At 64.3% G+C, this 18708-nt stretch carries 15 protein-coding genes; 3 read left to right on the forward strand and 12 right to left on the reverse strand.

The window, feature by feature from the left end; all coding sequences use genetic code 11:
- Positions 1-52: 52 nt before the first annotated feature.
- The 12 genes from AAF358_18705 to ccmA all read right to left on the reverse strand — a co-directional run bounded on the left by AAF358_18705 (position 53) and on the right by ccmA (position 10816).
- A complete protein-coding gene (locus AAF358_18705; GenBank protein MEM7707589.1) occupies positions 53-601 on the reverse strand; it encodes a DUF427 domain-containing protein in 549 nt (182 codons plus the stop codon).
- A gap of 91 nt (positions 602-692) precedes the next feature.
- Complete coding sequence (locus AAF358_18710; protein MEM7707590.1) at positions 693-2597, reverse strand: ATP-binding cassette domain-containing protein; 1905 nt, start codon at positions 2595-2597, stop codon at positions 693-695.
- Positions 2594-3742 carry an NAD(P)/FAD-dependent oxidoreductase gene (locus AAF358_18715; GenBank protein MEM7707591.1) on the reverse strand — a complete coding sequence of 383 codons (1149 nt, stop codon included), beginning with the start codon at positions 3740-3742 and terminating at the stop codon, positions 2594-2596. Before AAF358_18715 ends, AAF358_18710 begins: the two co-directional genes overlap by 4 nt.
- Before the next feature lie 79 nt (positions 3743-3821).
- On the reverse strand, positions 3822-5081 hold the full coding sequence (gene ccmI, locus AAF358_18720; GenBank protein ID MEM7707592.1) for a c-type cytochrome biogenesis protein CcmI: 1260 nt from the start codon (positions 5079-5081) through the stop codon (positions 3822-3824).
- Complete coding sequence (locus AAF358_18725) at positions 5078-5578, reverse strand: cytochrome c-type biogenesis protein (protein ID MEM7707593.1); 501 nt, start codon at positions 5576-5578, stop codon at positions 5078-5080. The genes ccmI and AAF358_18725 overlap by 4 nt, the downstream gene beginning before the upstream one ends.
- A gap of 2 nt (positions 5579-5580) precedes the next feature.
- Positions 5581-6111 (reverse strand): DsbE family thiol:disulfide interchange protein, encoded by a 531-nt coding sequence (locus tag AAF358_18730; protein MEM7707594.1) that lies wholly within the window; start codon positions 6109-6111, stop codon positions 5581-5583.
- Positions 6108-8120 carry a heme lyase CcmF/NrfE family subunit gene (locus AAF358_18735; protein ID MEM7707595.1) on the reverse strand — a complete coding sequence of 671 codons (2013 nt, stop codon included), beginning with the start codon at positions 8118-8120 and terminating at the stop codon, positions 6108-6110. The genes AAF358_18730 and AAF358_18735 overlap by 4 nt, the downstream gene beginning before the upstream one ends.
- The gene (ccmE, locus tag AAF358_18740) at positions 8110-8574 is read right to left on the reverse strand and encodes a cytochrome c maturation protein CcmE (protein MEM7707596.1); all 465 of its coding nucleotides are present in this window, start codon (positions 8572-8574) and stop codon (positions 8110-8112) included. Before ccmE ends, AAF358_18735 begins: the two co-directional genes overlap by 11 nt.
- On the reverse strand, positions 8571-8747 hold the full coding sequence (gene ccmD, locus AAF358_18745) for a heme exporter protein CcmD (protein MEM7707597.1): 177 nt from the start codon (positions 8745-8747) through the stop codon (positions 8571-8573). The genes ccmE and ccmD overlap by 4 nt, the downstream gene beginning before the upstream one ends.
- A 10-nt stretch (positions 8748-8757) precedes the next feature.
- Positions 8758-9522, reverse strand: a complete 765-nt coding sequence (locus tag AAF358_18750) for a heme ABC transporter permease (protein MEM7707598.1) — start codon at positions 9520-9522, stop codon at positions 8758-8760.
- Positions 9519-10193, reverse strand: a complete 675-nt coding sequence (gene ccmB, locus AAF358_18755; GenBank protein MEM7707599.1) for a heme exporter protein CcmB — start codon at positions 10191-10193, stop codon at positions 9519-9521. The genes AAF358_18750 and ccmB overlap by 4 nt, the downstream gene beginning before the upstream one ends.
- Complete coding sequence (ccmA, locus tag AAF358_18760) at positions 10190-10816, reverse strand: heme ABC exporter ATP-binding protein CcmA (GenBank protein MEM7707600.1); 627 nt, start codon at positions 10814-10816, stop codon at positions 10190-10192. The genes ccmB and ccmA overlap by 4 nt, the downstream gene beginning before the upstream one ends.
- Positions 10817-10929: 113 nt before the next feature.
- On the opposite strand from ccmA, the gene gor reads away from it, so the two are divergent.
- The 3 genes from gor (at position 10930) to AAF358_18775 (ending at position 18602) form a co-directional block, all read left to right on the forward strand.
- A complete protein-coding gene (gene gor, locus AAF358_18765; GenBank protein MEM7707601.1) occupies positions 10930-12282 on the forward strand; it encodes a glutathione-disulfide reductase in 1353 nt (450 codons plus the stop codon).
- Positions 12283-12350: 68 nt separating this feature from the next.
- Positions 12351-16484 carry a S8 family serine peptidase gene (locus AAF358_18770; GenBank protein MEM7707602.1) on the forward strand — a complete coding sequence of 1378 codons (4134 nt, stop codon included), beginning with the start codon at positions 12351-12353 and terminating at the stop codon, positions 16482-16484.
- Between the two features lie 174 nt (positions 16485-16658).
- Positions 16659-18602 (forward strand): formylglycine-generating enzyme family protein, encoded by a 1944-nt coding sequence (locus AAF358_18775; protein ID MEM7707603.1) that lies wholly within the window; start codon positions 16659-16661, stop codon positions 18600-18602.
- Positions 18603-18708 lie beyond the last annotated feature (106 nt).

The raw sequence follows: 18708 nt of genomic DNA on the forward strand, positions 1-18708 counted from the left end.
AGCCGGGCCTGCGAGATACCCTTAGCGGCGTTGTTGTTTCCAAGGACCAAGGCTACCAGTGCCCGGTACCCGGCGTGCCTTTGACCGGCCCGACAATCTCGTTGGTCAGCCAGCCGCCGTAGAACCCGCCGGGCTGCGGCTGCACCGCCTCGCCGTCAACGCGACAGCTGACTCGGCCTGGGTAGAACGAGGGCCAGCCCGCAATTGTAGTAAATGCCGGCGTCGGATCCGGGTAGCACCAGCCGACGGGATGACCGGCGAGCGGCTCGCCGGCGGCGGTGAAGCTTCCAGCCAGCGCGTAGTAGCGGGCAGCGCCCTTCCACTCGCAAAAAGAACTGCCGGCGACGTGCTCGAGGAGGTCCCAGTGGACGTCGTCAGGCGGCAGGTAAAAGGTCGGCGGGCTGGCGGTTTCCAAAATTCTGACGCTGCCGCTGCTGCGGGCGAGCAGATGTTCGCCGTGAAAGACCTCAACCAGCCGCTCGTCAGGCCGCAGGGCCGGCGGCCGGGGATAATCCCAGACCGACTCCTGGCCCGGCTCCGGCGCGTCGGCAAAGTCAGGTCGCTGTTGTCCTCGATAGTGCCACATGCAATTGCTGCTCATTGGCTGGGCGGTCTGAACGACAGTCGGCCGCGCAGCGGTTTAACTTCAAGAAATAGCCTGCACCTGCGTCCTTGGCAAGTGAACAAACGTCTCAGGGGTTGCCGGCGTCGGCCATCGATTCGAGCTCACCCCAGCGGTCGGTCAGGTGTGCCAGTTCGACCTCCAGCGCTTTGATCTGTTCCCAGGCCTCGCTCTGTTGTTCCGCGGGCTGCTGGTAGAAAGCCGGCTCCGCGACCTGCTCCTGAAGCTCACTCAAAGACTGCTCCAGCGCTTCGATCTGATCGGGCAGGGCATCCAGCTCCCGCTGCAGTCGGTAGGTCAGCTTGCGCCTGGGTGGTGCCTTTTTGGGTTGTTCCGGCGCGTCCGGCTGCTGCTCCCGACCGCCGCCCGGGCTGTCCGCCTCGGCGAGCCGCTTGCGGTGCCGCAGCCAGTCGCTGTAGCCCCCGACGTACTCCCGGATCATGCCGTCAGCCTCGAAGACCAGCACCCGATCCACCACGTTGTCGAGAAACTCCCGGTCGTGGCTGACCACAATCAGGGTCCCTTCAAACGCGCGCAGCCGGCTCTCCAGCGCGTCCAGCATCTCAACGTCCAGGTCGTTCGTCGGCTCGTCCAGCACCAGCAGGTTGGCGGCGCGGGTAAAAATCTGGGCCAGCAGGACCCGGTTGCGTTCACCGCCGGAGAGGACCTTGACGGGCGTCATCGCCCGCTTGGCGCTGAACAGGAAATCCACCATGTAGCCAACGACGTGGCGGTCTTTGCCGTTTAGCTTGATGTACTCCTGGCCGGCGCCGACGGTTTCGGCCACGGTTTTCTCAGGATCCAGCGCGCTGCGGTGCTGGTCGAAGTAACCGGGCTTGAGGTTCGTTCCCAGCTTAACGCTCCCGGTCTGCGGCGTGAGCTCGCCCAGCATCAGCTTCAGGAGCGTGCTTTTGCCGACCCCGTTATTTCCGATCAGACCGATGCGATCGCCGCGCTGAAGCTTGAGGTCAAAGTCTCGCACCAGATGGAGATCGCCGTAGCGGAAGTTGACGTTCTTGGCCGTGATGACCTTCCGGCCGGAAAGCTCTGCTTCGCTGATATGCACCTTGGCCTTGCCCTGGCGCTTGACCCGCCCAGCGCGCTCCTCGCGCATTGCCTCCAGGGCTCGAACCCGGCCCTCGTTGCGGGTGCGCCGCGCCTTGATGCCCTGGCGGATCCAGGCTTCTTCCTGGGCCAACTTCTTGTCGAACTCAGCGTTGTGTTTGTCCTCGTCCTGCCAGGCTTTCCGGCGGGACGCCAGAAAATCGCGATAGTTGCCAGGCCAGCTGTTGATGATGCCGCGATCGAGCTCGGCGATGCGGCTGGAAAGCCGACTGACAAACGCCCGGTCGTGCGAGATGAACAGTACGGCCCCGGGATACGCTCGAATCTCGTTTTCCAGCCATTCGATGGTCGAGATATCCAGGTGGTTGGTGGGTTCGTCCAGCAGCAGGAGGTCCGGGCGCGACACCAGCGCCTGGCCCAGGCTGACCCGCCGCCGCCAGCCGCCCGACAGCTGCGACATCTCCAGCTCCGCCGGCAGGTCGAGCTGACTGATCGTTGTGTCGACGGCCTGATCGATATTCCATCCGGCGCCGGCTTCGATACGACGCTGCATCGCCTCCAGCTCCCGCAGCGTGTGTTTGTCCTGCGGTTGGTCCGACAGGTGCTGGTATTGTTTGATCAGCGCCTCGTGATCGGCCATCCCAGACCGGACGAAGTCGCGGACCCGCGTCTGGCTTCCTTCCGCCAGATCCTGGCGGAGCTGGGTGACCCGCAGGCCACCCTTACGCACGATCTCGCCCCCGTCCGGCTCGATTTCCCCCGTGATCAGTTTGAGCAGCGTCGACTTGCCTGCGCCGTTCCGGCCCAGGAGACAGACTCGCTCGTCAGCTTCGATGGAGAAGTTGACGCCGGTCAGCAGCTTCAGCTCACCGATCTCCAGGGTGACCTCATCGAAGCGGACCAGCGTCATGCCGCGTCCCTTAGCTGCTCTGCGACCGCGCGCGCTTCCCGGCTGATCTGATTCAACATGCCGCGGGTCGAGACTCGGAATCCACAGAAATAGAGTCCGGGCAAAACTTCGGTACCGCTGGTCTGGGGCGCCCCGGCGCCATTGAGCTGATTGGCCAGTGCGGGCATCAGCTCATGGAGCCTCGGCCGATAGCCGGTAGCCAGCACCAGCCCGTCATAGCGGCGGCGGCTGCCGTCGACGAAGTGAACCTCGCTGCCGCTGACCGACTCGATCCCTGGCCGGACCTTAATGGCGCCGCTGCGGATCGCGTCGATCGTGCCGACGTCGATCAGCGGCACGCGCTGATGCTGGTCGATCTGGCAGTGGGCGCTGTAGGGGAGGGGGTTCAGGCCGTAGCGGGGGAGATCACCATACAGCCGGTCCAGGGTGCGGCGATTCATTTTTTCGGCGACCCGATCGGGAATCAGGCGGCTGAGACGGGAGATAGTGTTCAGCGGCAAGCCGTAAAGCTCGCGCGGTACCACGTTCAGGGGCCCTCGTACCGAGATTTCCACCTGTCTCCCAGCTTCGGCGAGGTCCAACGCAATTTCCGCGCCCGTATTGCCGATACCGACCACCAGATTGGCCGGGCCAGGTACGCTGTCTGGGTTTCGGTAATTCACCGCATGCATCACCTTAGGTCCCTCATCGAACGTTGACGGCTTTGACGACGTGGGCAGCAACGCCGGCGTCTGAGGGCAGCGATTGTAGCCGGTACAGATCACAACCTGCCGGGCCTGAATCGAGCCCTCGCCCGTCTCCAGCAGCCAGCCCTGCGGAACCGGTTCCAGGTTTTTGAGCGAGCAGCCAAAACGCGGTTCAAGCTCGAAGTGTCGTGCGTAGGTTTCGAGGTAGGCCACAACCTGTTGGCGGCTGGGATAGCGCGGTGTCCCCCGCGGAAAGCTGAGAAACGGCAGGCACGAGTCGCTGGCGGGCGTATGCAGGTGCAGCCGCTCGTAGTGTTCGTGCCAGCGCTGACCCACGCCGTGTGACGCCTCGATTAGCAGAAACGGCAGACCGAGTCGGCGCAAACTGGCCCCCACCGCCAGCCCCGCGGGTCCCGCGCCGACAATCACCGTGTGCTGCTGTTCGGGTGGATGCGCCATAAGAGGTGGACACTAGGGGCGGGTGTCGCGCGCCGAGCAAAGGATCGAGCGCCACGCGGGTAAACCCGCCTGCATCGTCTTAGAGCACCGTGGCAATCTCGAGTCGTACGGGCTGGGTTTGGTTGTTGGCGACCGGCTCCGACAGCGCTTCCAAATCGCCGGGCTGCGCCGTCGCGTTGCCGGTCTTCGAGATTCTCGCGCCGACGACAACCTCGGGGAACGCCGCCAGGTTCATCGCCGGCATCATCGCCATACTCGAGTCGAGCTTGACCGAAGTCGGCAGGTCCGCGGCCGTCAGCCGCTGGATCGCGAGCGGCATCGGCGGGCCGTTGTGTGCCCTGGCGAACACAAACAGCACGTCGTTGGGGGTTACGCGGGAGGCCAGCTCCGGGGCGAGCGAAATTTCCACGGTCAGCTGAGCCGCGCCGTCCGATTGAGTCGGAGATGTTGCTGCAGCGTTGGGACTCGGTGTAGCCGCGACCGCCGCTGGGCTGGAAGGCTCACGGCCCAGCGCCTGCTCCACCTGGGCGATCTGTTCGGCGATCTGTTGGGCGCCGTCGCTGCCTGGTTCCAGCTGCGCGGCAAGCGCCTGCCAGCGTTCCAGCGCGCGTTCGTAGTTGCCCAGGTTGAAGGCATCCAGCCCCTGAAGCCACAGGCCTTTCTGCAGCGTCGGGTCCTGCGCCATGGCTTTGGCTAGCGCGTCGCGAGCCTCCTGCGGCAGGGTGGGTTCACCGCTCTGGAACGCCAGCGCCTCGGCCAGTTCAATCAGGATCACCGGCTGATCGGGCACCAGCTCCAGCGCCCGACGGAACGCGTCCGCGGCCTCGGCGTAGCGATCCATGGCGCGATAAGAGCGACCCATGAGAAACCAGCCGTCGACGTCTTCCGGATTCTGGGCCAGCCTGGCGGCGAGCTGGGTGACCGCACTGGCGAGCTCCGGCGCTCCGGGCTGTTCGCCACCCTGACCGCCCGCACCTGAGCTTCCGGCTACCGGCACGCCCAGCTCGATGGCCCGGGGATCGCCGATTTGTAGATACATCACCACGGCAAAAACCGGTGCCGCAACCAGTAGCAGCACGCCGGCCGCCACCGATCTGGGCGTTTGCTGCTGGGGTTCGACCGCCTCCAGCAAACTGCCCGCGATGGCCTGTTTGCGCTCTGCGTAGTCCGACTCCTCGAGGTGTCCGTCGCGGAAGGCTTCCTCCAGCGACTTGAGCCGCCGCCTGGCGTCGACCGCCGCTTCGGACACGTCTGGTGCACCGCCGCGCAGGAGCCCGGGAACCACAAACGCCAGGGCTGCGGCCAGCATCACGCATGCGCTGATCCAAAACGCGGTCATCGGTTTTTGCCCTCACGCTCCGCTTCAAGCTTCGCCAGCTCTCGATCGAGCTCTTCCTGATCCGGATCGGCGAGCACCTGTGCCGGCAGAGCGCGCCGCCGCCGCAGGTTAAAAACCAGCGCCATACCCCCGATCAAAACCAGCACCAGGGGCCCAAACCATAGTCCCCAGGTGGCGGGTTTAACCGGCGGTCGATACAGCACAAAATCGCCGTAGCGTTCGGCAAGAAACGACTTGATTTGGTCGTTGCTCTGGCCGGCCACCATCATTTCGAGCACCTGATCCCGCAGGTCTTTTGCCAGCGTCGCGTCAGAGTCGGCCAGATTCTGGTTCTGACAGACCAGGCAGCGCAGCTCCTCGATCAGCGCCCAGTAGCGCTCCTCCTGCGCGGGAGACTCAAAGTCTTGCGGGTCGATCGCCAGCAGCGGGCCGCTGAGCAGCAGGCTGAGGGACAGGAACGCCGCGCGCAGCGACGCAGACAGAGGGCTTTTCGGCACCGTCAAGACTCCGGTTCGCCGGTCAGCAGTGGTGCAAAAGTCTCGGCGAAAATCTCGGCGTCGAGCGGGCCGACGTGTTTGGCCAGCACCGTGCCGTCCGCACCGATCAGAAAAGTCTCGGGCGCGCCGTAGACGCCAAAATCGATACCGGTGCGACCACTGGGATCATAGAGGTTGGCCCGATAGGGGTTGCCGAAGTACTGCAGCCACCGTTTGGCCTCTCCCGCCTCGTCCTTCCAGTTCAGGCCGTAGACGGGCAGCTCGCCGCGCTCCGCCACCTCGGTGATGTAGGGATGCTCAACCTGGCAGGCGGGGCACCAGCTGCCCCAGACATTCAGCAGATAGCGGGTCCCCAGCAGGTCATCGCGGGTCAGCCGCTGCTCCGGATCGGCCAGCAGCGGCAGGTCGAAGGCCGGCGCAGGCTTGGCGATCAGCGGCGAGGGGACCAGCGTTGGGTCTTTGCCGATGCCGCTCTTGAGGAGCACGCCGAGGGCCAGAAAGGCCAGCAGAGGCAGGAGCAGGGTAAGCTTCATGCCGTTGCCGGCGCCTCGTCACCCGGCCGGACGGATTCAGCCTCATCCTGCGCGGCCGCCCGCGCTTTGCGCGCCGCCGCGGCTTCGCGGAAATAGCGCTGATCGGATGCGGCCAGCATTCCGCCCGCCATCATCATTAGGGCACCCAGCCAGATCCACCGGATAAACGGCTTGAAGTAGACCCGGACGGCCCAGCTGCCGGCCTCGTCCAGCGGTTCGCCGAGCGAGACATAGAGATCGCGCGTCAGCCCGGGGTCGATGGCCGCTTCGGTCATAATCTGACCGCCGCGGGAATAGCCGCGCTTCTCCGGCCGGAGCTCGGCGATGACCTCACCACCGCGGCTGACGCTGAAAACGCCCTGGTCGGCCTGATAGTTGGGCCCGTCAACGCGGTTGACCCCAAGAAACTGAAAGTCGAAGCCGTTCGCCTCAAACGACTCGCCAGGCTTCATCGCCACGTCCTTTTCGATGCCCCGTGTCTCTACCATGGTCACACCGACTAAGAAAACGCCGACGCCGAGGTGCGCCAGCAGCATCCCGAGCGCCGCCCGAGACATCCGCGGCATGCCGAGCCAGCGAGACTTCGCGCTGCGATTGACGTGAAGCAGATACTTGATGGTCATCGCCATCACCCAGATGCCCCCGGCAAGTCCAAGGACGCCGCGCAGGCTGAAGTTCTGCCAGACAATCCAGGGCGCCGCGCCGGCAACGATCGACACCGCCAGGAGGGGCAGGCTATCGCGTACCAGCCGACCCGCGTTGTCGCTGCGCCAGCGGGTGAAAGGCCCGTAAGGCATCAGCAGAATGATCGGCGCCATCAGAATAAAAAACATCAGGCCGAAATACGGTGGCCCAACGCTGATCTTGCCCCAGCCGGCAGCTTCCGCGATCAGCGGATAGAGCGTGCCCACCAGCACCATGGCAGCGGAACCCGCCATGAAAAGATTGTTGGTGAGCAGCGCCGTCTCGCGCGATACCGGGGAGAATTGGCCGCCGGTGGCAATCCCCGGCGCCCGGATGGCGTAAAGCAGCAGCGCGCCGCCGCACAGCACGAACAGAAAACCGAGGATAAACATCCCCCGCTCCGGATCACTCGCGAACGCGTGAACCGACGTGAGCACGCCCGAGCGCACAAGAAAGGTCCCCAGCAGACTCAGGCTGAAGGCGGAAATCGCCAGCAGGATGGTCCAGCTTTTGAAAGCGCCTCGTTTGTCGGTCACGGCCTGAGAGTGGATCAGGGCGGTGCCGGCCAGCCAAGGCATAAACGACGCGTTTTCCACCGGATCCCAGAACCACCAGCCGCCCCAGCCGAGCTCGTAGTAAGCCCACCAGCTGCCGAGCGCAATGCCGATGGTCAGAAACGCCCAGGCAACGTTGGTCCAGGGTCGGGACCAGCGAACCCAGCGGCTGTCGACGCGGCCCTCTAGCAGCGCAGCGATCGCAAACGCAAAGGCCACCGAGAAGCCCACGTAGCCGACGTACAGCATCGGCGGGTGAATAATGAGGCCCGGGTCCTGGAGCAGCGGATTGAGATCGTTGCCGTCCGGCAGCGCGGGCACGTGCCGGAGGAATGGATTAGAGGTGAGCAGCGTAAACAGCAGAAAGCCAACGCTGATCCAGCCCATCACGCCGATGACGCGAGCGATAAAACCCTCTGGCTGGGAGCGGCTGAACAGCGCCACCGCCACGGTCCACACGGCCAGGATCCATACCCAAAGCAGGAGGGATCCTTCGTGGGCGCCCCACACCGCCGATACGCGATACGGGATTGGCAGCAGCAGGTTAGAGTTTTGCGCCACGTAAACCACAGAAAAATCCTGAGTCACGAATGCGTAGGTGAGAATCGCCAGTGCGATGGTGACAAACGTTGCCTGGCCGAACGCGGCGGGCCGAGCGACGTTCATCCAGGTGGTTTTGCCCAGCTGGGCGCCGAAGATCGGCAGAGTGCCCTGGATCACCGCCATGGCCAGGGCCAGAATCAGCGCAAACTGTCCGAGCTCAGGAATCACCGTCGGCCTCCTTCGCTTCCTCAGCCTTCTTCAGCGCGTCAGCGACCTCGGGCGGCATGTAGGTCTCATCATGTTTGGCCAGCACTTCGCTGGCGACGAACACCTGTTCGCCGGACGGGCTGGTGGACAGCGCACCCTGAGCGATGATGCCCTGGCCCTCACGAAACAGGTCGGGCAGGATGCCTTCGAACTCAACCGGCACGCTTTGGTTGTAATCGGTGAGGACAAAGCGGACCTTCAGGTCGCCCGGAGTGCGGCTGACCGATCCGTCCAGCACCATGCCGCCCAGGCGGAAGTTGCTGCCGCTCGGGACCTCGCCGGCGTGCACCTCCGCGGGAGAAAAGAAAAACAGCATGTTGTCGTTCAGTGCGGTCAGCGCCAGCGCGACAGCGCCGGATACGCCGACGGCGATCGCCAGCACGGCATAGAGCCGCCGCTTCCGTGTCGGGGTCATGATTTGCTCCTGCGTCGGGCCAACGCCTGACGTTGCTTCAGCTCTCTCATCAATATCCTTTTCTTCACCATCGGGGCCGCCACTATCCATAGCAGGATCACCGTGAATACCGCGTAGGACCCCCAGACGAAGGTGCCATAACCGCCCATGGCAAAAAATGCCTGCCAATCCATCGACGGCGCCTCAGGCGGTGCTGCCCGGCATTTCGACCCCGATGGCCCGCTGGGCCCAGCGCTTGCTGCTCTCCTGCTCCAGCAGCATCACGCGAGCCCGCTGCAGGACGTTGAAGGCATAAAACAGCTTGGTCGCCAGCGCCATGGCCAGCAGCGGCCACAGCATGCTCGGATGGATGGCGTTTTCGCCCATGAGATTGACGGTCGAGCCCTGGTGGAGAGTGGCCCACCATTCTACCGAGAAGTGGATGATCGGAATATTCACCAGGCCGACCAGCGCCAGGATCGACGCGGCTCGTGCTGCGCTGCGACGATCCTCGATCGCCTGGTACAGGCCAATGACGCCGATGTAGATAAACAGCAGCACCAGCTCCGACGTCAGCCGGGCATCCCACACCCAGTAGCTGCCCCACATCGGCCGACCCCAGAGCGCGCCCGTCGCGAGCGTGATGGCGGTGAACGCAGCGCCAATGGGCGCGCTGGCCATCGCGACAATTTCGGCCACTTTGATTCGCCAGACAATCCCGACGACGCCGGACACGCACATGGCGACGTAGATAAACAAACTCATCCAGGCGCTGGGTACGTGAATGAAGATGATTCGATAGCTTTCACCCTGCTGATAGTCGGGCGGCGCCACGAAGAGTCCGCGGTAGAGACCCCAGCCGAGAACGATGGCGCACGCCACCGCCAGCCAGGGGATCAGCCGCCCGCTGAAGCGGTAGAAGTACTCGGGAGAGCCCAGCTTATGAAACCAGAGGGTAAGTCTATTCATGAAACACTGATCCTGAGGCCCGCAGCAATCGCAAACGGGGCCGTAGTCACCGCCAGCACCAGCATGGCAGCCAACAGGTAGAGACTGGCCGCGGGAGAAAAGCCCTCCAGCGATGCCGTAACGGCTGCGGTAGCAAAGATTATCACAGGTACATACAGCGGCAGCACCAGCAGCGACAGGAACATACCGCCGCGGCGCAGGCCCACACTTAACGAAACGCCGATTGCGCCAATGCTGCTCAAAATTGGGGTTCCGAGCAGCAATGACAAGGCCATGATGCTGATCGTCTCCGCCCTTAAACCATAGGCGACGGCCACCACGGGCGCCACCAGCACCACCGGCAGGCCGCTCACCAGCCAGTGGGCACCCACCTTGGCCAGCGCCAGCACCGGCAGGGGCCAGCGCGAGATGATCAGCTGATCCAGCGTGCCGTCTTCCAGATCGGCATAAAACAGCAGATTGAGCGACAGCAAACACGCCAGGAGGGAGATCACCCAGATCACCCCGGGAGCGATGGTCACCAGCAGATCCCGGTCCGGGCCTAGTCCCAGCGGAAACAGCGTTGCGACCATCAGTAGAAACAGCACCGGCGCCAGCATCTCTGACCGGCGCCGCAGCGCCAGGCGCAGATCGCGCGCCAGCAGCGCGAGCACGGCACGGGGCAGGCTCATGGGGTCCACCCGTCGATCTCGAGCTCCCGATGATTGCTGACCTGGGGCACGAAGGTGCCGTGACTCGTCATGAGCGCCCGCCCGTCTTCGCTGATATGGCGTTGGAGCAGGCGGTCCACCAGCGTGATTCCCTCGGCATCGAGGTTGCTGTAGGGCTCATCGAGAAACCAAATGCGGGCCGGGCACAGCAGCAGTCTCGCCAGCGCCAGGCGTTTGCGCTGGCCTGCCGACATTCGACCGGCTTCGCTGTACTGGTAGCCGTCAAGGCCGCAGGCATTGAGCGCACCCTGGACGGTGACGTCATCCCGCCGGCCCAGGAAGTCGGCGTAGAAATTCAGGTTTTCCGCGCAGGTGAGATTGTCCTTGAGCCCTAGGTTATGGCCCAGGTATTGAAACTGAATCTGGCAGCGCGGGTCCTTAGGATCGAAGCGTTCGTCGTCCAGCGTCACCTCAAAAGGTTCCTGGGCGGGGACCAGCCCGGAGAGCAGGCGAATCAGAGTCGACTTGCCGGAGCCGTTTTCGCCGCGGATCAGTACAACCTCTCCCGCGTCCACGGTGAGCTGGACGTCCCGCAAGATGGTCAGCTGATTGCGCTGAAAGAAAAGGGATTGAACCTGCAGCAATGTTTTACGAGCCCCCGCCGGGGCCGCAATGCTAGCAGGCTGGCCGACCGGTTTCATCATCTTCACGAGATTGGTAGATAATGCGCCGCGACTTTGGTGAAAGGAACGGGTAAATGGCCCAGTACGACTACGATTTGTTTGTCATTGGCGCCGGCTCTGGGGGCGTACGCGCAAGCCGGATCTCCGCGGGCTTCGGTGCCCGGGTCGGCGTTTGTGAGGAAAGCCGTGTCGGCGGAACCTGCGTGATCCGCGGCTGCGTTCCCAAGAAGCTGATGGTCTACGCGGCGCATTTTCATGAAGACTTTGAGGATGCCCGGGGCTTCGGATGGACCGTCGGCGAAAATCGCTTCGACTGGCCGACCTTGATCGCCAACAAAGACCGAGAGATCGATCGCCTCAACGGCGTGTACAAATCGTTGCTGAGCAACGCCGGTGTCGACTTAATCGAAACCCGCGGCGAGCTGGTCGACGCCCATACCGTCCGGCTCGGCGACAAACAGGTCACTGCCGACAAAATTTTGCTGGCCGTTGGGGGCTGGCCCTCAGCGCCCGCGTTCCCGGGCGTTGAGCTGGGCATCACCTCCAACGAGGTCTTTCACCTTCCGACTCAACCCAAGCGGATCGTTATTTATGGCGGCGGCTACATCGCCGTGGAGTTTGCCGGCATCTTTCAGGGCATGGGCAGCCAGGTCACGCAGGTATATCGGGGCCCAAGCCTGCTGCGCGGCTTTGACTCAGATGTCCGCGACACGCTGACCGCGGAGATCCAGAAGAAAGGCATCAACGTGGCGCTCGACCGGACCATCAGCCGGGCAGAGAAGCTCGACGGCGCGCTTCGCATCACGCTGGATGACGGCACGACCATCGAGGCTGACGCGCTGCTGCTCGCCACGGGACGGGCGCCGAAGATCAGTCACCTGGGGCTGGAACGGGTTGGCGTGGAGACCGATTCTGACGGGGCGGTAGTCGTCGACGACTACTCGCAAACCTCCGTGGAAAATATCTTTGCGGTCGGCGACGTCACCAACCGGGTCAATCTGACGCCCGTTGCGCTCATGGAGGGGCAGGCCTTCGCGCAAACCCAGTTCGGCAATCTGCCGACCCCGGTCGACCACCACTACATACCGTCTGCCGTCTTCAGCCAGCCGCCTGTCGGTTCGGTGGGACTCACCGAGGACGAAGCCCGGTCTGAATATGGTGACATCGAGGTCTACCAGTCGAGCTTTCGACCGATGAAGCACACGCTGTCGGGGCGCGATGAGCGAACCATGATGAAACTGATTGTCGCTGCCGATAGTCAACAGGTGGTAGGCCTACATATCGTGGGCCTTGACGCAGCGGAAATGCTGCAGGGCTTTTCGGTGGCGATCAAGATGGGTGCCACCAAAGCCCAGTTCGACGCCACCATCGGTATTCATCCGACGGCGGCGGAGGAACTGGTCACCATGCGAACGCCGCGCGACTGAGCGCCGGGCAAAACGCCGGCCAGCTGCCATACTAAAACCGTCGGTGCGGCAAACGTAACGGAGAAAGGATGACTCGGAAAATTGGTTTGCTCAACGGCCTGCTGGCGGTGGTCACATCGCTTGCAGCCGCCAGCGCGGCAGCGCGCGACCCGGTCGAACCGGAGGTGATGCCGGGCCGTTATATCGTCGAATTCAGCGACCCGCCCGTGGCGCTGTTTGACGGACGCCGCGCGGCGGACGGCACCTGGCTGATGGCGCCAACCCGCGCCAAAAGCGGACCGCTCGAGCCCGAGGCCGGGAACGTCAAAGAATACCGGGCATACCTGGAGCGGGAGTCGACCAAGGCGATGGCGGACGGTGAGCTCCGCCTCGCGCGCGAGCTGCGTCCCCGCTACCGCTACGACCTGCTGACCAACGGCGTTTCGCTGGACCTTTCGGCCGACGAAGCCGCTGAGCTGGCGGTGGTCGACGGCGTCAAGCGTGTCTATCCGGCGAAGATCCAACGACCCAGCACCGACTCCGGACCGGTTTGGATCGGCGCACCGGAAGCCTGGGGTGCCTCCGGCACGATGGGCGAGGGCGTGGTGGTCGGCGTGATCGACTCCGGCGTCAACTGGGACCACCCGGCTTTTGCGGACGTTGGCGGTGACGGGTACGACCACGACAATCCTCGAGGGCGGCAATTTGGGCTTTGCGGCAACGCGCAGGTGCGCTGCAACGACAAGCTCATCGGGGTGTATGACTTCACGCAGGAAGGCGCCCGCCTGGGTCAGGATACCGACGGCCACGGCACCCACGTCGCGAGCACCGCGGTCGGCAACGTGCGCACGTCCAACGTTGTGGGCAACACCGCTTCCATCCAGCTGGACGTTTCGGGCGTGGCCCCGCACGCCAACCTGATTACCTATAAGGTCTGTCTGGCCGACGATCCGGCGACGCCGGAGGACGAGAACTTTTGTGTGCTCGACGCCATACTGGCCGCGCTTGAGCAGATTGTGGTGGATCAGGTGCCCGTCGTGAATTATTCGATCGGCGGCAGCTCGTCCAACCCCTGGGGGGACTCGGACACCCGAGCGATGCTGGCGGCCCGCGCTGCGGGCACGCTGATAGTCACTTCCGCCGGCAACAGCGGCAGCGAGCCGGGGACCATCACGTCGCCGGCCAACGCGCCGTGGATGCTAGCGGTCGCTAACTCGACGCATAACCGTCGTTTCCAGAACGTCCTCGACAGCATGACCGGCGGCAACGCCGCTCCGCCGCCGGATCTTGCCGGCGTTGGCTTCACCGGACCGTTTGGGCCGGTTCCCATCGTTTACGCCGGCGACTTTGGCAACGCGCTGTGTGGCTCAGGTGAGGCAGAGCTTCAGTCGTCCTGTGACGCTCACACGGGCCGCACCAATCCGTTTGCGCCCGGGACATTCAACGGTGAAATTGTGGTCTGCGATCGGGGCACTTATGGACGCATTGAAAAAGGCTTCAACGTCCGTGCGGCCGGGGCCGGCGGCTACGTCCTGGCCAACACGGCGGCGCAGGGTGAGTCGACGGTATCCGATGACCACTGTCTGCCGGCGACCCATCTGGGTCGGCGCGACGGTGATGAGCTTCGCGCCTGGCTCAACGCTGGCGGTGAGGAGCTGCGCGCCCGGATTGCAGGCCAGGGTGTGGTGGTTGACGACGCGCTCGGCGACCGCGTTTCCGCCAGCAGCTCGCGCGGGCCTGACGCGTTTGTCCCCGGCGTTATCAAGCCCGAGGTGGCGGCCCCCGGATCCAATATTCTGGCTGCCGGCCTGACGGGAAATACCTCTTCGTTCAAGAGTGGTACCTCCATGGCGTCGCCCCACGTGGCCGGCAGCGCCGCGCTTTTGCTCGGCGTGCGGCCTGACCTGACGCCGAGCCAGCTGCACTCGCTGCTCGTCAGCAGTGCGATTAACAACGGCATGATCGACAGCAACGGCACGTCTTTGGCTGACGCGTTTGACGTCGGCGCCGGCCGGGTCAATCCGGAGGAGGCCCTGCGAGCCGGCCTGACGTTCGACATCACGCGACGAGATTTTGATCTCGCCGACCCCGGCCTGGGCGGTGACCCCGGCAGTCTGAACCTGCCGATGCTGGCCAGCAGCCGCTGTGTCGGCAGCTGCAGCTTTGTCCGTACCGTGCAGGCGCTCGACGGCGGGCAGTGGTCGGCGAGAGTGGTCAGCGACGATGGCGTAACCGGGCAGGTCACACCCGCCAGCTTCAGCCTGGCCGCTGGCGAAAGCCAGAGCCTCAACATCGAGCTCGACGTGTCCGGGGCCGGGAGCATCGGCGAATCGGTTACGGGGCTGGTGGTCCTGAGCTCGTCGGAAGCGGACGTGGCGGCGCAGCGTATCGTCTTCCAGCTGACGGCCGCCGCGGGCGATCTGCCGGAGGTGTTTCGAATCAGCACGCCATCCAATCGCGGCTCGGAGCAGGTCGACCTGGCGGGGCTGATCGCGTTGCCTCAGGCCCGCTTCGACACGCTTGCGCTGGACCGGGCCAACGTCTTGAATCGATCCCTTGCGGCTGACAATACCAACAGCGACCCCTACGACAACGTCGTGCAGGGGGCCTTCTTTGTGACTCGAACGGTGAACGAAGCGGGCACGCTGCTGTACGCGCAGACCGGTGCGGACAACCCCGCCACCGATCTGGACCTGTTTGTGGGTCGGGACCTCAACGGCAACGCGCGACCTGATGCGGAAGAGGAGATCTGTCGCAGCACCTCACCAACCGCCGTCGAAGTCTGCCTGACGATGATCGACGAGCCCGGCCGCTATTGGATTTTGCTGCAGAACTGGCGGGCCAGCGAAACCGGCGCGATCGATGCAGTTTCGCTGACCGTGGCCGCGCCGACGCCGTCGTCCGACCGCTCGCTGGTCGCCACCGGCCCGGGCAACGTCGAGTTCCAGCAGTCGTTTCCGGTGCGCCTGACGTGGGACCAAGGTCAGATGGTACCCGGTGAACTGTGGGTGGGCGCTTTGCTGCCCCGCGCCGCAGACAATCTGCCCCCGCTGGGCGTGATACCCGTGGCGCTGAGCCGGCTTAGCGACGGCAGCGGCGGCTCGTCGGGCAGTCCTGATCTGCTGACCCGGGAGCCTCTGCTGCTGCAACCGGATCAATCGACGGAGCTAACGCTGGCACCTCACCAGGGGCACGCCCGCCTGTTTATCGACGTGCCGGCCAGCGCCACCGAGCTGACGCTCGATCTTGAAGCGCCGGGTGATATTCAGTGGGAACTGCGAAGCCAGGCGAGGGCATTTGATCCGCCGTCGGTGGTTCCGGCTGACAGCGCCGCCCAGGTGGTGGCGAGCGGCAGCGGCGGCGGTCGAACGGTGGCACCCGTCACGGCCGGGCGGTATTACCTCGTGCCCATCAACCAAAGTGGAAGCCATCAGCGCATGACCGTCAGCATGGCGATGGAGCGGCAGCCGCCCCAGCAGCTCGAGGGCGCCGGCGGTGACGCTGCCAACGGCCCGCTACCGGGTCTGTGGTTCAACCCGGCTCGCGACGGTGCCGGTTTCAATCTGAATCAGGTGGATAACCAGCTGATCCTCGAGTGGTACACCTACCTCGAAGACGGCACGCCCACTTGGTACCTGGCGCAAGGTCCCTATACGCCGGGTGACGATTTCTGGGAGGCTGACCTCAATCAATTCAGCTGGGATGGCGCGGCCGCGCGGCCGACTGTCGTTGGCGCCGTTTCCCTCACGTTCGAATCGGCACGCAACGCGATCTTTAATTTCCAGCTTCACGGGCGCAGCGGCAGTGAACCCTATCAGGTCATCATCAGTGATCTAAGCTGTGCCTCGAACGGCGCGACCGTGGCTCGTACCGGCCTGTGGTATGTCCCCGAGCTCCCGGGTTTTGGGTACTCCATCCTGAGCGCTGCGGGAGACCAGGTACACGTGAACTATCTCTACGGACCCACGGGCCTGCCTCGCTGGGTGCTGGGACAGGGCTCAGCGCAGGATGGGGCGCTATCGCTGGCGCAGTTCAGCGGCTTTTGCCCCAGCTGTGCCGCGGTGCCGGTCAGCTCGCAGCCCGTCGGCGAAAACCGCTTGATCTATAACTCCAGCGCAAGCGGAAGCGTCAACACCGAGCTGGAATTTGCCCCGCCGTTGGCCGGGGTTTGGCAGCAGGCGGGCACGCTCAGCAACCTGACACCACTGCCGGAATGCAACTGAAACATTAATTTAAGATTTGTTTCAAACAATTAAACGCTTCGCTAACAGAAGTTTATAGCGTTTTTCTAGATCTCTTCTGAAGAAAAGCGCCGCGGGGCGTGCCTACGTCACAAACTGACCTTGCAGGTCAGATTAGTTTGCGCTCATGAGACTATGCACGGGGGTAGCATGATCATGAGCAGGGTGTTGCTCACTTCGACTTTCACGGACGGTCCGTCGACCGCTGCCGACGCTGGCGTGGTGCCAGCGACAGACCCGCAAGTACGCGGCGTGGCTATTTCGCTGGTGCTGGCGGCGGCGCTGCTATCGATGCCGGCAACGGGCCGTGCCCAGGCGGAAGCTGCGGAGGCGAGAATCGCCGAGGGCAGTCTGCCCGCGGTGGTGCCCACCGTGGATCCTCGCCCTCGGCGGCTCGGCGATTCGCTCAACGTCGATAATTCCCAGGAGTGGACGCCTCAGCTGAGTTCTGGCAGCCGAAACACTCGATCTTCGGTGCTGGAGGGCCAGATCCGCGAGGCTCGCCGAGCGCTAGCCGGCGGCGACATCATGACGCCGGAGACCGGAGCCCTGGATCGGTTTCGGGCCATCCTGGAGCTCGACCCCGGCAACGCCACGGCCATCAGCGGAATCGCTGACGCGACAACGGCACTGGCGGCACGCACCACCAAAGCCTACGCCGACGGCGACCGTGAGGGTGCGGCGGAACGTCTGTCAGAACTTCGCGCCATCGACCCGCTGCATCCGGCGGTTGAGCGAGTTTCTCAACTCCTGCTGAAGGATAGCCAGATCGGTGAGCTGCTGAATGCGGCCGCTGACGCCACGGAGGCCGGTCGGCTGCTGGGTGAGGGCGGCGCCAAAGTGGCATACGACGCGGCGCTGGCTCTCGAAGCGGACCATCCGGCTGCGCTAGCTGGGCTCGCTGGCCTGGAACGGCTGATGCTGGCGAGGGCCGCTGAGCTGACGCGAAGCCAGAAGTTTGCCGCGGCCCGGGAGCTGCTCGAACGCGCGCTCTCGGTGCGCTCCGATCCCGAAGAAAAGGTGGTTGCCCAGCGGGTGGCCACCGACGGCGCGGAGCGCGTGATGTTCAACGATCGTCGCCGGCAGATCCAGAAGCTCGCAGATGACGGGGAGTACGAACTGGCGTCGCAGCAGCTTTCCCAGCTTCGAACGCTGGGCTTCTCCGAGCCGGTGACGGCGCTGGAGAACCAAATTAAGGGCGGTCAGCTGGTACTGGCGTACGCGCCCGGCTCAACGGTGGAAGATCAAGGCAGCGCCGACGGCCAAGCGCTGCTTCGCGAGGCGGTGGTGGTGCCCCGCGGCCGCTTTCTGATGGGGTCACCCGAGAACGAGGAAGGCCGTTCTGAGCGCGAGGGACCGCGTCAGCCGGTGCGCTTTATCCTCCCTTACGCCCTGGCGCCGACGGAGGTGACGGTGGCGGAGTTTCGCGAATTTGTGAGGGCGACTGACTACCGCACAGACGCTGAAAAGAGCGGTGGCTCCACGGTCTTCGATCCGGCCGCTGGCGGCGTAGTAGAGCGCAAGCGGGTGACCTGGGAGATGGACTATCGTGGTCGACCCGCGAAATCTACGCTTCCTGTGGTCCACGTCTCACACAATGACGCCAGAGCCTACGTGGCGTGGCTGAGCGCCTCGACGGGTGAACGCTATCGCCTGCCTTCGGAGGCCGAATTTGAATATGCGCTCCGGGCTGGCTCCACGAGCACCTATTGGTGGGGGGAAGGTGCCCCGAAGCGACGCCAGGAAAACCTGACCGGCGCGCGCGATCAGCTCGACGGCCTGCGCTGGCCCACAGCGTTTCGACGCTACGGTGACAATCATTGGGGGCCAGCGCCGGTCGCCAGTTTCGACGCCAATCCCTTTGAGCTCTTCGACATGGGCGGCAACGTTTCCGAATGGGTCGAGGACTGTTACCAGGCGGATCTGTCCCGACTGCCCAAGGACGGCTCAGCCTTCGATACCGATTCGTGTGAGCTGCGGGTCCTGCGAGGCGCGTCGTGGGCCAGCCAGCCCCTGGCGGCTCGCTCCGCGTTCCGGGCCGCCGCACGGCCGATCGCCGCCTCCTGTCTGGTTGGGTTTCGAGTCCTGCGCGAGCTGTAACGTTCCGCAGGTACCTGCTGGCGGGTCCTTAGGCATCTCGAGAACCGACGGGTGTCCCGTGCTGTGGCGGGCGCTTTTTTGCACCGACCGGCGATACACCCGGGTT

This window comes from Pseudomonadota bacterium (assembly GCA_039033415.1).
Taxonomy (GTDB): domain Bacteria; phylum Pseudomonadota; class Gammaproteobacteria; order Xanthomonadales; family SZUA-38; genus JANQOZ01.

Coding starts and splice junctions, on each gene's coding strand:
- AAF358_18705 (MEM7707589.1), bottom strand. CDS start 601: ATGAGCAGCAATTGCATGTGGCACTATCGAGGACAACAGCGACCTGAC.
- AAF358_18710 (MEM7707590.1), bottom strand. CDS start 2,597: ATGACGCTGGTCCGCTTCGATGAGGTCACCCTGGAGATCGGTGAGCTG.
- AAF358_18715 (MEM7707591.1), bottom strand. CDS start 3,742: ATGGCGCATCCACCCGAACAGCAGCACACGGTGATTGTCGGCGCGGGA.
- ccmI (MEM7707592.1), bottom strand. CDS start 5,081: ATGACCGCGTTTTGGATCAGCGCATGCGTGATGCTGGCCGCAGCCCTG.
- AAF358_18730 (MEM7707594.1), bottom strand. CDS start 6,111: ATGAAGCTTACCCTGCTCCTGCCTCTGCTGGCCTTTCTGGCCCTCGGC.
- ccmE (MEM7707596.1), bottom strand. CDS start 8,574: ATGACCCCGACACGGAAGCGGCGGCTCTATGCCGTGCTGGCGATCGCC.
- ccmD (MEM7707597.1), bottom strand. CDS start 8,747: ATGGATTGGCAGGCATTTTTTGCCATGGGCGGTTATGGCACCTTCGTC.
- AAF358_18750 (MEM7707598.1), bottom strand. CDS start 9,522: ATGAATAGACTTACCCTCTGGTTTCATAAGCTGGGCTCTCCCGAGTAC.
- ccmB (MEM7707599.1), bottom strand. CDS start 10,193: ATGAGCCTGCCCCGTGCCGTGCTCGCGCTGCTGGCGCGCGATCTGCGC.
- gor (MEM7707601.1), top strand. CDS start 10,930: ATGGCCCAGTACGACTACGATTTGTTTGTCATTGGCGCCGGCTCTGGG.
- AAF358_18770 (MEM7707602.1), top strand. CDS start 12,351: ATGACTCGGAAAATTGGTTTGCTCAACGGCCTGCTGGCGGTGGTCACA.
- AAF358_18775 (MEM7707603.1), top strand. CDS start 16,659: ATGAGCAGGGTGTTGCTCACTTCGACTTTCACGGACGGTCCGTCGACC.